The 13,936-nt window shown below is 57.4% G+C and carries 14 protein-coding genes; 5 read left to right on the forward strand and 9 right to left on the reverse strand.

Translation table 11 applies throughout. From position 1 onward, the window contains the following. Positions 1–184: 184 nt before the first annotated feature. Genes ACR0A1_RS07520 through ACR0A1_RS07535 form a run of 4 tightly spaced genes read right to left on the reverse strand, consistent with a single transcriptional unit; the run spans position 185 to position 3,959 of the window. Positions 185–1,219 carry a TRAP transporter substrate-binding protein gene (locus tag ACR0A1_RS07520; RefSeq protein ID WP_170391784.1) on the reverse strand — a complete coding sequence of 345 codons (1,035 nt, stop codon included), beginning with the start codon at positions 1,217–1,219 and terminating at the stop codon, positions 185–187. A gap of 51 nt (positions 1,220–1,270) precedes the next feature. Then, a complete protein-coding gene (locus tag ACR0A1_RS07525; protein WP_170391787.1) occupies positions 1,271–2,590 on the reverse strand; it encodes a TRAP transporter large permease in 1,320 nt (439 codons plus the stop codon). Continuing rightward, on the reverse strand, positions 2,587–3,171 hold the full coding sequence (locus ACR0A1_RS07530; protein ID WP_170625351.1) for a TRAP transporter small permease subunit: 585 nt from the start codon (positions 3,169–3,171) through the stop codon (positions 2,587–2,589). Before ACR0A1_RS07530 ends, ACR0A1_RS07525 begins: the two co-directional genes overlap by 4 nt. After that, the gene (locus tag ACR0A1_RS07535) at positions 3,168–3,959 is read right to left on the reverse strand and encodes an N-formylglutamate amidohydrolase (protein WP_170692634.1); all 792 of its coding nucleotides are present in this window, start codon (positions 3,957–3,959) and stop codon (positions 3,168–3,170) included. The genes ACR0A1_RS07530 and ACR0A1_RS07535 overlap by 4 nt, the downstream gene beginning before the upstream one ends. A 128-nt stretch (positions 3,960–4,087) precedes the next feature. Between ACR0A1_RS07535 and ACR0A1_RS07540 the strand changes: the two genes are divergently transcribed. Next, a complete protein-coding gene (locus tag ACR0A1_RS07540; RefSeq protein WP_480866894.1) occupies positions 4,088–4,951 on the forward strand; it encodes a MurR/RpiR family transcriptional regulator in 864 nt (287 codons plus the stop codon). A gap of 844 nt (positions 4,952–5,795) precedes the next feature. Here ACR0A1_RS07540 and ACR0A1_RS07545 read toward each other — a convergent pair. After that, a complete protein-coding gene (locus tag ACR0A1_RS07545; RefSeq protein ID WP_480734449.1) occupies positions 5,796–6,470 on the reverse strand; it encodes a TIGR04283 family arsenosugar biosynthesis glycosyltransferase in 675 nt (224 codons plus the stop codon). Between the two features lie 73 nt (positions 6,471–6,543). On the opposite strand from ACR0A1_RS07545, the gene ygfZ reads away from it, so the two are divergent. After that, entirely contained in the window at positions 6,544–7,281 is a 738-nt protein-coding gene (gene ygfZ, locus ACR0A1_RS07550) for a CAF17-like 4Fe-4S cluster assembly/insertion protein YgfZ (protein ID WP_170563570.1), read from the forward strand. A gap of 106 nt (positions 7,282–7,387) precedes the next feature. Beyond that, on the forward strand, positions 7,388–8,323 hold the full coding sequence (locus tag ACR0A1_RS07555) for an ABC transporter transmembrane domain-containing protein (protein WP_170420966.1): 936 nt from the start codon (positions 7,388–7,390) through the stop codon (positions 8,321–8,323). Positions 8,324–8,367: 44 nt separating this feature from the next. On the opposite strand, the gene efp is transcribed toward ACR0A1_RS07555, so the two are convergent. Further along, a complete protein-coding gene (gene efp, locus ACR0A1_RS07560; RefSeq protein ID WP_170391801.1) occupies positions 8,368–8,931 on the reverse strand; it encodes an elongation factor P in 564 nt (187 codons plus the stop codon). 219 nt (positions 8,932–9,150) lie between these two features. On the opposite strand from efp, the gene ACR0A1_RS07565 reads away from it, so the two are divergent. Continuing rightward, entirely contained in the window at positions 9,151–9,471 is a 321-nt protein-coding gene (locus ACR0A1_RS07565; protein WP_008757056.1) for a DUF6280 family protein, read from the forward strand. Between the two features lie 73 nt (positions 9,472–9,544). On the opposite strand, the gene ACR0A1_RS07570 is transcribed toward ACR0A1_RS07565, so the two are convergent. Next, a complete protein-coding gene (locus ACR0A1_RS07570) occupies positions 9,545–10,114 on the reverse strand; it encodes a cobalamin biosynthesis protein CobQ (protein ID WP_480866897.1) in 570 nt (189 codons plus the stop codon). Between the two features lie 60 nt (positions 10,115–10,174). Here ACR0A1_RS07570 and ACR0A1_RS07575 point away from each other — a divergent pair, with 60 nt between their 5' ends. After that, positions 10,175–11,632 carry a cobyric acid synthase gene (locus ACR0A1_RS07575; RefSeq protein ID WP_480866899.1) on the forward strand — a complete coding sequence of 486 codons (1,458 nt, stop codon included), beginning with the start codon at positions 10,175–10,177 and terminating at the stop codon, positions 11,630–11,632. Between the two features lie 3 nt (positions 11,633–11,635). On the opposite strand, the gene ACR0A1_RS07580 is transcribed toward ACR0A1_RS07575, so the two are convergent. After that, positions 11,636–12,373 (reverse strand): hypothetical protein, encoded by a 738-nt coding sequence (locus tag ACR0A1_RS07580; RefSeq protein WP_480866901.1) that lies wholly within the window; start codon positions 12,371–12,373, stop codon positions 11,636–11,638. Between the two features lie 73 nt (positions 12,374–12,446). After that, positions 12,447–13,865, reverse strand: a complete 1,419-nt coding sequence (locus ACR0A1_RS07585) for a TolC family outer membrane protein (RefSeq protein WP_170391809.1) — start codon at positions 13,863–13,865, stop codon at positions 12,447–12,449. Positions 13,866–13,936 lie beyond the last annotated feature (71 nt).

A 13,936-nucleotide genomic window follows, 5' to 3' on the forward strand; every position in this document is an offset into this window, starting at 1 on the left:
CCATCAAACGGCCCTGCATGTCAACCAGACAAACCAATACCGTATCAATCTCGCCAGACGAAACCTCAGCCTTCAAATGCTCAAATGTCAGCATGCAATACCTCTGCGATATGCGAGAATTTTCGACGAAAATTCTTTGTCCCTGTAACGACCGGCCCGCGAAAGAACGGGCCGGTCAAGTATTTTATCCGTAACGATAGGGCCGCCCGGCCTTGAGCATTTCGGCGTTGTAGCGCTTGAAGATATCCACGACCTTTGCCTTGGTCTCGGATTCCGCAGCAATTTCATCCCAGAATTTCACCGCAGCCTCTTCCACCGTTGCCCATTCTTCGTCCGGGATCGTCGTCAATTGCATCTTGGTGCCGTTAACCCGCAGGTTGGCCTCGCCGCCCCAATACCACCATTGGCGATAATAATGCGACTGATCGCAGCATACTTTGAACAGCGTCTGCAGATCTTCCGGCAGCTCGTTCCAGCGATCCATATTGGCAAAGAAGTGGCCGGCCCAGGCCCCCGAAATATTGTTGGTTAGGAAGTAGTTAGTCACATCCGCCCAACCCACGGTGTAGTCTTCGGTGATGCCCGACCAGGCAATACCGTCCAACTCGCCGGTTTGGACAGCGACCTCGATATCCTCCCAAGGCAGGGTCACAGGAACCACGCCGAACTGCGACAGGAACCGGCCCGCTGTCGGGAAGGTAAAGATGCGCTTGCCCTTCATGTCCTCCAGTGAGTTGATCGGGTCCTTGGTGGCAAAATGGCACGGATCCCATGCGCCGGCGCTGATGTGTTTGACGCCGACCTTGGAATATTCCTCATCCCAGATCTCGTTCAGGCCCCACTGGTTGAACAGCACCGGTACGTCCAGCGAATAGCGCGAAGCGAACGGGAAGTAGCCGCCGAAAACAGTGACTTCGGTGGGCGAGGCCATCGAGTCATCATCCGATTGAACTGCGTCGATGGTTCCCTTCTGCATAGCGCGGAACAGCTCTCCGGTCGGGACCAGTTGATCGGCGTAGAACAGCTCGATCTGCATACGGTCACCGGCGATCTGGTTGAACATCTTGATAGCCGGGTCGATCACATGCTCGGCCAGTGCAGGACCGGCATATGTCTGCATCCGCCATGTGATCGTGCTTTGCGCCAGTGCAGGCGTTGCCAAAGGTGCCGCCGCAACCCCTACCCCCGCAGTTTTCAGAAACTTACGTCTTGTCGTCATGTCAATTTCCTCTCCGTTTAAGTTTGGGTGCCCGCGTGTCGGGCCTTCTGGTTAATTTCCGTAAACATACCCGGGCAGCCACAAGGCGATCTCGGGAAATATCATGATTATTGCGAGCGCCAGGATCATCACCCCGACAAAGGGCACGATTGAGCGGTAAATGTCCCGCAGGCTGATTTCTGGTGGAGCCATTGCGCGCATCAGGAACAGGTTGTAGCCGAAAGGCGGCGTCATATACGCGATCTGGGTGGTGATGGTGTAAAGTACACCGTACCAGATCAGATCGAAACCAAGCGCCCCCACGAGCGGCACATAGAGCGGCGCCACGATGACGAGCATTGCGGTGTCGTCCAGGAACGTGCCCATGATGATAAAGCTGAGCTGCATCAGGATCAGGATCAGCCACGGTGACAGCCCCAACTGCTCGGTGAACAGGTTCTCGATGGCCTTGACCGCGCCCAGCCCGTCAAACACCGCGCCGAAGCCCAGCGCCGCAAGGATGATCCACATGAACATGCACGAGATAGCCAGTGTTTGCTTGGTACAATCCTCGAAAATCTTCCACGTCATCCGACGCTTGAGGACTGACGCCACAAGCGCCGCCAACGCTCCGATGGCCGAACTTTCTACCAATGAGGTCCAACCGTTCACGAACGGCAGCATCATCGCAGCGAAAATCATCAATGGCAGTGCCCCGGCCCAGAGCAGACGGAGTTTCTCGGACCTCGGGACCTCGTGCGCGTCTTCCATCGCTGGTCCCAGATGCGGTTGAAGCCGGCAACGAATCCAGATGTAGAGGATGAACAAAGACGCCATCAGCAGCCCCGGCACAATGCCTGCCAGCCAAAGTTGACCGACGGGTTGCCGCGCGATCATGGCATAAAGCACCAGAACTACCGAGGGCGGCACAAGGATGCCCAAGCTCGACCCGGCCTGAATGACCCCCGTCACCATGGTCTTGTCGTATCCGCGCCGCAGCAGTTCAGGCAGTGCAATCGTCGCCCCGATGGCCATACCTGCCACGCTGAGCCCGTTCATCGCCGAGACCAGCACCATCAGGCCGATGGTGCCGATGGCAAGCCCACCGTTCACCGGACCCATCCAGACGTGGAACATGCGATAGAGGTCATCGGCCAGACGACTTTCGCTCAGGACATAGCCCATGAAGATGAACATCGGCAGGGTCAGCAGTGGGTACCATTTCATCAGCTTCATCGCCGCCGAAAACGGAATGTCCTGCCCGCCTGTCCCCCAGAGCGCCAGTGCCGCAATGGCTGCGACGGCACCAATGGCACCAAAGACGCGCTGCCCTGTAAACAGCATCAGCATCATCGAAGCGAACATGAAGATTGCGATAAATTCCTGGCTCATGCCCGCGCTGCCCCGATCTCTTGCCCGTTGATCCGCGCAATGTCCTTGAAAAATTCTGATATCGCCTGCAGCAGCATCAGGAAGAAGCCGAAGACCATGATCGCCTTGACCGGCCAGATGTATGGCCGCCACGCGGTGGAGGATCGTTCTAGCCGTCCGACCTCTTCGCTGCCGGTCAGAAGGCCTGTGAAATAGGTGACAGGCTCATCACCCCAATAGCCCAGGCTGTACGCCGTGGATCCAAGCCCACCGTAGAACAGTACACCCAGATAAAGGATCAGCAGCAGCACCGTGAAGGCATCGAACCAGGCTTTCCGGCGATGGCTCCAATTATGGTAAAACAGATCCATCCGAACGTTCGAACCCAGTTGGATCGAATATGGCCCCCCCATGATGTAATAAGTCACCATCGCAAACTGCGCCATTTCTAGCGTCCAGAGCGAAGGCAGAAAGAAGGTCTTCGAGATCGAGGACCACAGCAGGATGCCCATCATCACGAACAGGCCCCACATCATGACCCGCCCGATCCGGTAGTTCACCGCATCGACTACACGCACATATGCTGACATTGCCTTGATCATTCGCCCACCCCGCTACAGAACGGAGCAATGGTACGATTGATCCACGGGGCCAGACAATCGGCCATGACCCGCTGCTGCTCGGCTGTCTGAATCAGATCATTCCGGATCTCGATCATGACGTTCAACAATCCGTTGGGCGCTGCGTGAAGATCCAAAGTGTGCGCCACCCCGTCTGCCGCCGAATAGGGTTCGTTCAATCGAGTAACCAGGGGCAGCTCGTGCGCGGCGCTGGCCAACATCGCCTTGGCAAAGCGGGCGTCCTGGCCATGCAGCAAACCAAGCTCAACATCGCGCGGTGTTCCGCGGTATATCGGCGTGAAACTATGAACCGTCACCATGAGTTTTAGCGTGCGGTGATGACGGATCAGAACATCCTCTAGCCCTTGGCAAAACGGTACATATACGCCTTCGATCCGCTGCTGACGCGCATTGGCGCTCAGTTCAAGGTTCGCCGGGATCGGTGTGTCTTCACTGCATTCCGGCATAGCATCGGGGGCTTCGGGAGGGCGGTTGCAGTCATAAACCAGCCTCGACACCCCGCCATGCACCAGCACGCCGTTCAACTGCTGGGCCAGTGCCTGTGCAACCGGCAGCGCGCCCGGGTCCCACGCGATATGGCTGCGCAGTGCCTCGGCACTTAGCCCCATATCCCCCAGTCCGTCCGGGATACGATGCGAGGCGTGTTCGCACACCACCACAACCGAAGGCTCTTCCGGCGCGTCGTCGATGTGAACGACAGGACCGAAATCAAGCTGAGCAGAGGTGAGAGTGGCGCTACGTGATTCCATTTGGAAAAAATTCCACAGAGGTTCTTAACCTGTCAATAAATTTCCTGTATAAAATTCCCCAAGTCAGATTGCATTGTCAAATTTTCCACATAAACATGGGTAGAAAGGGAAAGGAGTATTCCGTGCGAGTGACAGAAAGGCTCCTTGCGCATCGCGAAATGATGACACCGACCGAGCGGCAGTTGGTCAACGTGCTGCTGGATGATTACCCCATGGCAGGGCTTGGCAGCATAACCGAGCTGGCCAGTATCGCCTCGGTTTCCACCGCCACGGTTGCGCGGATGCTTCAGAAAACCGGCTTTGATGGCTATCCGCAGTTTCAGTCCGCGATACGCAGCGAAGTGAAAGAGATGATCTCGGGGCCCGTCGCCAAACGGGATGTCTGGCAGAATGACTTGCCTGAAGAACACATTCTCAACCGCTACTCCCGCCAAGCGCTTGAGAACCAGCGGCGTTCGATTGATGAGGTCGACCCGGATGAGTTTGACAGTTTCTGCCGTATGCTTTGCGATCCCAAACGGCGTGTTTTCATAACCGGCGGACGCATAACCGGGACCCTGGCGCAATATCTCTACCTCCACCTGCAGATGATCCGTCCTGATGTGAAGCTGCTGTCAGATGCAGCGTCGTGGACTCACGATCTGCTCGAAGTGCGCGAAGGCGATGTGCTGGTGGCCTTGGATGTGCGGCGTTATGAGAACACTACTTTGTTGATCGGGCAGCTTTGCCATGAGCGCGGGGCCGAGGTTGTCCTGCTGACGGATCAATGGCGATCCCCCATCCACCGGCTGGCGAAACACACCTTTGCGGTAAGGATCGCAGTGCCTTCGGCCTGGGATTCCATGACTTCGCTAGTGGTGCTATTGGAATGCGCCATTGCCGAAATGCAGGAACGTCTCTGGGACAGTGTCAAGCAGCGCACGGACGAGTTAGAGCAGGCCTTTGACCGGACGAAGCTGTTTCGCAAGTTCGGCCAAAGCTCGGGGTCCTGACGTCAGGTAGCGACGTTTCATAAGGTACAACTGCGCGTGAGCCCTGTTGTCAGACGCTGCGCAGACCGTACACTCCGGCGTATGACATTCATCGCTGAAAACCAATTACCTCTGCTGATACTGGCCTTTATGATCGGCCTGTTTGGCACAGGATTTCTTTTCCGCAAACCTGCAGGGCATCGGGCATGGAAACTGGCGGATCTGGTCTGGGTCGTATTGGGTGGGATCGGTGCACTGGTCGCCGTGTTGGCCGGGCTTTACACCTCGGACAGTTCGCGGCTGGACCGGCAGATCGACGTTGCTTATGCCGCCACGCTTGCATTCGACCGTGATGCCGCGCGGTTTCGGCTGAGGTTCTGTGACCCCGCTTACGACCCGGATACAGCTGTTTTGTGCGAAAAGGTAGAGTTTCTGTCCGCCTCAACCGCAAGCAATGCCGATTTACCGTTGTTCATCGCGGTTACGAACGAAGTAGCCCCGCTTCAAGGCCTGCATTTTCTATTCGGCCGCACGTCGAGTGATGACATGGATGAGGCCCGCGAGATGGCCGCGAAAGCGGATGCCTTCAGCATCGATCAATTTCTCGTCTTCACATCTCTGGACGATGAAACACAAACCGCAATTGACAACATGCGGCGCAAGGTGCCTGCGATTGCCGGTGATTATCTGATCCTGGCCCAAAGCTATGACGATCTGATCGAACAGGTCGGCAAGCTCAAGGATGAATGGGAATATCTGCAGGCGAATGCGCATATTTTGGTACTGCAGATCATTGCCCTATGTCTGGTAAGCTTTGCTGCACCGTTCCGTCTGGGCAAATCCATCGTTGAGCTACGCACAGCTTTCAACGCCGATACGACTGCGCCAGCAGATGCGGATCAGCCCCCAGAAAGTACCGCGCCAGAGTCCAAAGGTTCCGCGCGCCCCGCCGAAACCAACCCTGACGGATATAGCGTTCCGCACTCGTAACCGCGTCCGCTTTCAACAGCACCGGGCGCGGCAACACGCGGATCAAGGCGACATCTTCCATCAGTGGCTGATCTGGGAATCCTCCGACAGAGTCATAATCCCTGCGGCGTACCAACAGCCCCTGATCGCCGTAGGGCAAACCAAACACTCTGCTACGCAGGTTGGCCCAACCAGCGACCCAGCGGGCACCAATCCCGCTGACGCGAAACCGCAATCGGAAGGCTGCTGGCCTGTGCGAACGCAGATGCTCTGCCACGATGGCGCTCCAGCCTGACTGCAACTCGGTGTCGGCATGCAGGATCAGCAGCCAGTCGCCAGATGCTTTGGCACACCCCCTTTGCAACTGCCCTCCCCTTGACGCCGGGCCTGTTACGATCATGGCTCCGGCTTCATCCGCCATCTCAAGTGTTGGATCCTCTGAGCCGCCATCGGTCACGATTAACTCTCGGATCAGGCCTGAATGAAGCCCTTCCATCAAAGCCTGTAGCGTTCCCGGCAGGGAATGCCCCGCGTTAAGGGTTGGAATCACAATGCTGATCGGGGCGGACACGTCTGAAACCCTCTGGTCATGGCGGCGCGATTTCCTATATCACGAAGCCAGACGAATTGACGAGGATCAACCCATGTCCAATCGCCGCATTCTGCGCCTGACCGGCAACGATACTGATAGCTTTCTGCAGGGGCTGATCACAAATGACGTGCAGCGGCTGGACGACGGGCTGGTCTACGCCGCCCTTCTGACCCCGCAGGGCAAGTACCTGGCTGACTTCTTTCTCAAACGAGACGGTGAGTCGGTGCTGCTGGATGTGGCCGATGTGCTGGCCGACGGGCTTGCCAAACGACTGACGATGTACAAGCTGCGTGCAGATGTGACCATCGACCAGACCGACCTGAACGTACAACGCGGCACCGGCCCCGCGCCCGAGGGCGCCCTACCCGACCCACGGCATCCTGATCTGGGATGGCGCGCTTATTCTACCGCTCCGGAAGGTGATGACGGTACGGACTGGGATGCTATCCGCGTCCGTCACTGTATCCCCGAAACCAGCATCGAACTGACGCCAGACAGCTATATTCTTGAGTCCGGGTTCGAGGCGCTGAATGGCTTGGACTTCAAGAAGGGCTGCTATGTCGGACAAGAGGTCACCGCGCGCATGAAGCACAAGACTGAGTTGCGCAAAGGTCTGCGCGTTGTCGAGATCGCGGGCACCGCTCCGGTCGGGACCGAGATTCACTCCAGTGGTAAACCCGCCGGGGTGTTGTTTACACAGTCTGGCGGAAAGGCGATCGCATACCTTCGGCTGGATCGCGCGGGGGACGACATGCAGGCGGGTGGCGCGACGCTAAAACTGCCAGGTTGATTTTGTTGCTGAACCGGCACGCCCATTTTTTTGAAACCGTTTGCGTATTTGACGCTGCCGGGCCGCGCGGTATCACTGACTGCAATTGGCCTAACGGGATACGTGCATGTTTCGCCTCTATACCGCGATATGGCGTGTCAGCGCCGGACGGCAAATCATCCTTATTCTGCTGTCATTGGCGGTGGCTGCGCTGGCGGCTGCTCCGCTTGAGTTCCAGCGCGACATCGTCAATCACCTGACATCTGATAGCATCGAAGTGGATCGCCTGCTGTTGCTGGGCACCGGGATGATGGGCGTCATCCTGTTGAGCCTCACGTTGAAATGGGTGCTCGGGTATCGCTCTGGAACGCTGGGCGAGGACATCATCCGACTGATCCGGGGACGGTTGCTTGCCCGATCAATCGATCTCAGCGAAGAGGGGCAAGACCTTCGTTCGGGCACGATGACAACGGCCGTATCTGCTGAGGCGGAAGAGCTGGGCAAGTTCGCAGGCGGTGCGTTTTCCGATCCTGTGGTGCAAATCGGCACATTGATCAGCGTGATCGGCTACATCTCTTCAACCCAACCGGGGCTGGGCTTGATCGCACTTTCCATGATCGTTCCGCAGATCATTATCGTTCTGGCCTCTCAGCGAAAAGTGAACATCTTCGTGGCCGAGCGTGTTCGAATCCTGCGCAGCGCGACCGACCGCTTGACGCACGAGGATATCGAGGCGGCATCGCGAGCGATTGAGAAACAGTTCGACGAGATATTCGAGACCCGCCGCAAGATGTTCATCTGGAAACTCTCGGCCAAGTTCCTGCTGAGTGTCATCAATGGCGCAGGGACTGTTGGGATTCTGATGCTGGGCGGCTGGCTGGTGTTGCAGGGTAAAACCGATGTCGGCACCGTCGTGGCCGCGATAAGCGGTCTCGGACGCATTCAAGGCCCGACCGCTTTCTTGATCGCGTTCTACCGTCAGGTCAGCGCCAATCGCATCAAGTACGAACTGATGCTGGAGCTGTTTGGAGATCATCCCGAGCGCTATCGCATTCGGACCTAAAAAAGGGCCGCAGAGCGACCCTTTTGCACCGAACTATCGTCCGCTTACGCGCGTTCGGAATACTCCATGGTCTCGGTATTCACTACGATCATCTCATCCTGCCCGATAAAAGGCGGCACCATGACCTTGACGCCATTGTCCAGAACCGCTGGCTTAAACGAGTTCGCCGCAGTCTGACCCTTCACAACCGGCTCGGTCTCGACGATCTTGCAGGTCACTTTTTGGGGCAGCGTGGCGTTCAGCGCCTCGCTTTCGTAAAACTCCACAACGATAGTCATGCCGTCCTGCAGAAACGGGCGGCGCTCACCCAGCAGTTCCGAAGGTAGTTCGATCTGCTCGTAGGTCTCGGAATCCATGAACACCAGCATGCCATCGGATTCGTACAGGAACTGCTGATCCTTCTGCTCAAGGCGCACGCGTTCGACTTTGTCGGCCGAACGGAAGCGTTCGTTCAGCTTTGAGCCATTGCGCAGGTTGCGCAGCTCGACCTGGGCAAAAGCTCCGCCTTTGCCGGGCTTTACGTGATCCACTTTGACCGCCGCCCACAGTCCGTCATTATGCTCAAGCACATTGCCGGGGCGAATTTCGTTCCCATTTATCTTGGGCATGACTTAAATCCTTCACAAACGGTTGATGCGTCAGTTCTCGTCCCTATATCTGGCGTGACCACACCTGACAAGACAACGAAACCTAGTGCTGCACCTGCAGCGAGCCATGCAAATGACGCAACGCAACTATGCATTTTAGGTGTATCCGAATCGCATGTAATAGGTCATAAGGACCGTCACGCCGAAAATTGCAAGAGCAAGAAAAACAGGAAAGACGAGATGAGAGATTTCGTTGACGGCACTGCCTTTAACAACGAACAAGGCAATCGTGCACGCAAACTTTTCGCAGCCGTTGTACTGGCTGCTCTGGATGATGCCATCGCCGACGACAAGAAGTATGGCAACGGACCGGAACAAATTGCCCGTTGGGCACGTTCGCGCGATGGGCGCGAAGTACTATCGTGCGCCGGCATCGACCCCAATGAGCGGGTTGTTGGCGGGCTGATGGAATTTGTTGGTCGCGGCGTACGGACGTCTGTCGCGCTGTCCCGCGAAGAAAGCGAGCGCCGGAATGCGGCTCAGCAGGCCGAAGCGGCCTGATTGACGCTCGCATCCGATTGAAAAAACGCGCCCTGACATCGGGGCGCGTTTTTCTTTGGGCTGATTGGTCAGATCAAAAAAACATGATCCATTGCCACGCCACCCAAAGCTCGGCCGCCAGTAACAGCGCAAAGAACAGTTTTGCCGAAACCGACAGGCCGCGCTGCCAAAGCACCACATAGGCGGCAATGCAAATCGTCACTGAGATCGGCGCGATCCAAGCCGCATGATGTGTGCTGTCCCAATAGCTGATCGGACTGTGAAAGACCCATGAACTGATCGGCCAGAACTGTGGTCGGCCATCGCCTGCGTGCAATAAGAAATCCATCACCAAATGAAGTATCCCTGCGGATGCGCCAATAGTCACCAGGTGCCAGCGGCGCCACAGCCCGAGTGCAAGTGCCACTCCCCACAAAATGAACGAGTTATCGATGGCGAATACGGTTTGCCACGCGGGTGAAAAGTAAAGCTGATCAAACACCACCTGTGCCGGGATGTTCAGAATGTGCAGCGAAACGCCGGCCATCAGGTATAGCGACAAATCCGGCAACAAGGACCCAAACAGAGCTGCCCATAGCGTCGCGCCCCGGGCCGGGCGCGCAAAAACAGCAGCACCGATCAAAAGATGCGCAGGCGTATTCATATGGGGCTTTTCCTTTGGCCTTAAATCAGGTCATCTGCGCCCGAGCATAGGAGACAGGCCATGGCGCGGTCCATCATGATTCAAGGCACCGGCAGCAATGTCGGCAAATCGGTTTTGGTGGCCGGGTTGGCCCGCGCCTATACGCGACGCGGGTTGCGCGTGGCTCCGTTCAAGCCGCAGAACATGTCGAACAACGCCGCTGTTACGGAAAACGGCGGCGAAATCGGGCGCGCGCAAGCCCTGCAGGCGCGGGCGGCCAAACGACCGACGCATACGGATATGAACCCAATCCTGCTCAAACCCGAAACTGATACCGGCGCGCAGATCATTCTTCAGGGCCAGCGCGCAGGTACAATGAAGGCGGGCGATTATCGCAAGGACAAGTCCAAGCTGCTGGGTGCGGCTCTGGAAAGCTTTGAAAGGCTTTGCAGCGACGCTGATCTGGTGTTGATCGAAGGCGCGGGTAGTCCGGCAGAAACTAACCTGCGCAAGGGTGACATCGCCAATATGGGATTTGCTTGTGCCGCACAGGTTCCGGTGGTTCTGGTGGGCGACATTCATCGGGGTGGCGTGATCGCTCAGATCATGGGGACGCAAGCCGTCTTGGAGGCCGGGGACCTTGCGATGATCCGGGGCTTTGCGATTAACCGCTTCAAGGGCGATGTCTCCCTGTTCGATGAAGGGCGCGACGATATCGCATCCCGGACCGGCTGGCCCTGCCTGGGCGTGGTGCCCTGGTTCCATGATGCATGGAAGCTGCCGGCAGAAGACATGATGGACATCCGCTCTCATACCGGGGGGGCATGCAAGATCGCTGTGCCTCAGCTTGAGCGGATGGCCAATTTCGACGATCTCGACCCGCTTTCCGCCGAACCAGGCGTTACGGTCGAGATCATCCCAGCAGGCCGCCCCCTGCCCGGAGATGCCGATCTGGTGCTGTTGCCGGGCAGTAAGTCTACAGTCGGCGATCTGGCCTATTTCCGGGCGCAGGGTTGGGATATCGACCTTTATGCCCATGTCCGCCGCGGGGGTCATGTTCTGGGCCTGTGCGGGGGTTATCAGATGCTGGGCAAAACTATCTCGGACCCCGATGGCGTCGATGGACGCCCCGGTCGGGTCGAAGGGCTGGGATTGCTGGATGTCAGCACGACAATGGCCGGAGAAAAGCAGGTTATCCTGCGCTCAGCAACCGCCCTGCCCGGTCATGAACCCGTCAGCGGATATGAGATCCACATGGGCCGTACTGATGGCCCGGATTGCGCTCGGGCCTGGCTGCAGATCGAAGGTCGCCCGGAAGGTGCCGCCAGCGCCAATGGGCGCATACGCGGCAGCTATCTGCATGGGATTTTCACCTCGGACACGTTTCGCGCCAGCTATCTGGCAGAACTTGGCGTGACATCGGAAACAGCTTACGAAGACGGCGTCGAACAAGTGCTGGACGACCTTGCCGACCATCTGGAACAGCATATGGATCTGGATCTGCTTCTCGCGATGGCGCAGACGCCACGCACCAGTTAAGCCTCAGTCAATATCCGTTGCGGCGATCGCCCGCGCGATCTCACGCCGAACCATCTTGCGCAGGTTTTTCGTGATCCGTTCGCCCAGCGCGCCCTGCAGCTCTTCCCGGACGATCTGGGCGACGAGTTCGCGCAATTCCTCTTCTCCGATTGTCACATCGGTCGGCTTCTGTGCCATATCTTCCACCACCTCCGGGTCGCGAATAAATGTGGCTTCGGATTTTGGTTCAGCAGCCTGAGACTGCGCAAAAGCTCTGTCTGCCGGCCATTCAACAGCCTGCGTCTTGGTGCCAGAGTAGTCGTCATCGCTCTCGCCATCAGGCTCCCACTGATCCTCGGTGCGCGCGATAGCAGCTTCCAAAGCTTCAATCTTGGCGCTGAGGCTTCCCGCTAGGTCGCGCTTTGGTGCGTCTGCCTTGGCGTCGACATCACCAGCGCGCACAATATCGCTGGGTTGCAGCCGCATCGGTTCGGCAGGGTTGCTTGGCGCATTTGCGGCCTGCTTTGGGGTACTGTCACCCGCGCTATGCTGGGGCATCAGTTTCAAGGGCGCGGCCTTCTTGGCGATCAGCGGTTCATCGCTGACGCGCAGCGCATCCGTTAAAACCAACCGGCCCGGCTTGGCAGCCGGGGCCGTCGGAACAAAGATGAATTCTGATTCGTCATGCGCGTCCTCGTCGACCATTCGCTTAACCGACGAAAGAACGTCCTGAATATTGGCGCTTACAACACGATCTGACATTATTTTCTACCGCTCTAACCTAGGCCCGATTGTAGCCAATCTGAGCCAGCGCCACAACAGGTAGCGATGCCCTTTAGTCGCGGCGCAATGCCTTGAGCACTCGATCCAGATCGCGGCTTTGCTTACTGACCTGCGACGGCGCCTTTTTCACGAGGTTGTAATACAGGGTCGGATCATAGATCTGCACTGCAAGACCCAAACGCTCTGCCGTCAACAGCCCCTGGGCTTGCAGCAGTTCATATGCCGCCCGCGACCGCTCGGTTCGGGATGCTACCTCGGCCAATTGCGCGTCCAGCAAATCCTGCTGGGCATTCAGGACGTCCAAGGTCGTCCGTGCACCCAACGTTGCTTCTTCACGAATACCGTCAAACGCCACCTGCGAAGCACGAACCCGTTCCGTTGACGCCCGCAGGCTTGCAGTTGCCGCCTGAAACGCAGCATAGCGATCGGCAACACCTTGTGTGATGTCTTTCTGAACGTTCAGAAGGTTGGCACGCGACGCATCACGAGTTGCCATCGCACGACGCACCGCTGCCGCCAGACCGCCACCGGAATAGATCGGCTGATTGAAGTTCAGTGAGATCGTCGCATCGTTGATGTAATCGTCATTGTCGTAGCTCTCGGTAATGCCCGCATCCGCATTCAGGCTGACATTCGGACCCAGATTTGCACGCTGCTGCTGCACGATCAGGTCCAGCGCACGCACCTGATGCTGTGCGGAAAGAATCGCAGGGTGGTTCCGCTGAGCCAAATTCACCGCATCCGCCTCTGAACGCGGCAGGTTGGGCAGCCTTGGCTGACCAGCCGTCCGCCCAGGTGTCTTGCCAACGGCGTTTACGTATTCAGCCTGAGCAATGCTCAGGTTACCACGTGCGACCGCCAAATCAGCCTGAGAGCTGGCCAATTGTGCCTCGGACAGGGCAACGTCGGTACGTGTAACCTCACCTACTTCAAAGCGATCCTGTGATGCGCGCAGTTCTTCCGCCGACACTTCCACGTTGTTCTGGCGGATCGCAACCGTTTCTTCCTGCAGCAGAACACCTAGATAGGCGTTCGCGGCTCTGATCAGGATTTGTTGTTCAATATCAATAAGAGACTGACGGGTTGATAGCACAGTTTCCTGCGCCGATTGCTTGCCAAGGATGGAAGCGCCACCGTCATAGATCAACTGGCTCAGCGTGAGACCGGAAAAAAAGCTCGAAGGCTCGCGCGTCGTGATCAAGCTGCTCGTATTGGTGCGCGTGTAATCCCGGCTCACCCGCACGGTCCAGTTGATGATCGGACGCAGCGCCGAGAGCGCAATGGCGACATCTTCATCCGCTGCGCGTAACAAGGCACGGTTTTGCTCAAGCAGGCCGCTGGTGTTATACGCGCCGATGAATGCATCGGTCAGATTATCTGCCCAAACCGACCTTCCGGGCATCACACTTAATGCAACACCAGCAGCCAAAGTCAGGCCTTTGACCAGCTTTCCTGTCGTCGTCCCGCGCATAACTAAGTCCTCTCAAATCGAAATTACGCAACCACCAGCGCAGTTTGCGCCGGTGTTTTCAAGTAATCAAG

Source organism: Ruegeria sp. D6 (assembly GCF_056534365.1).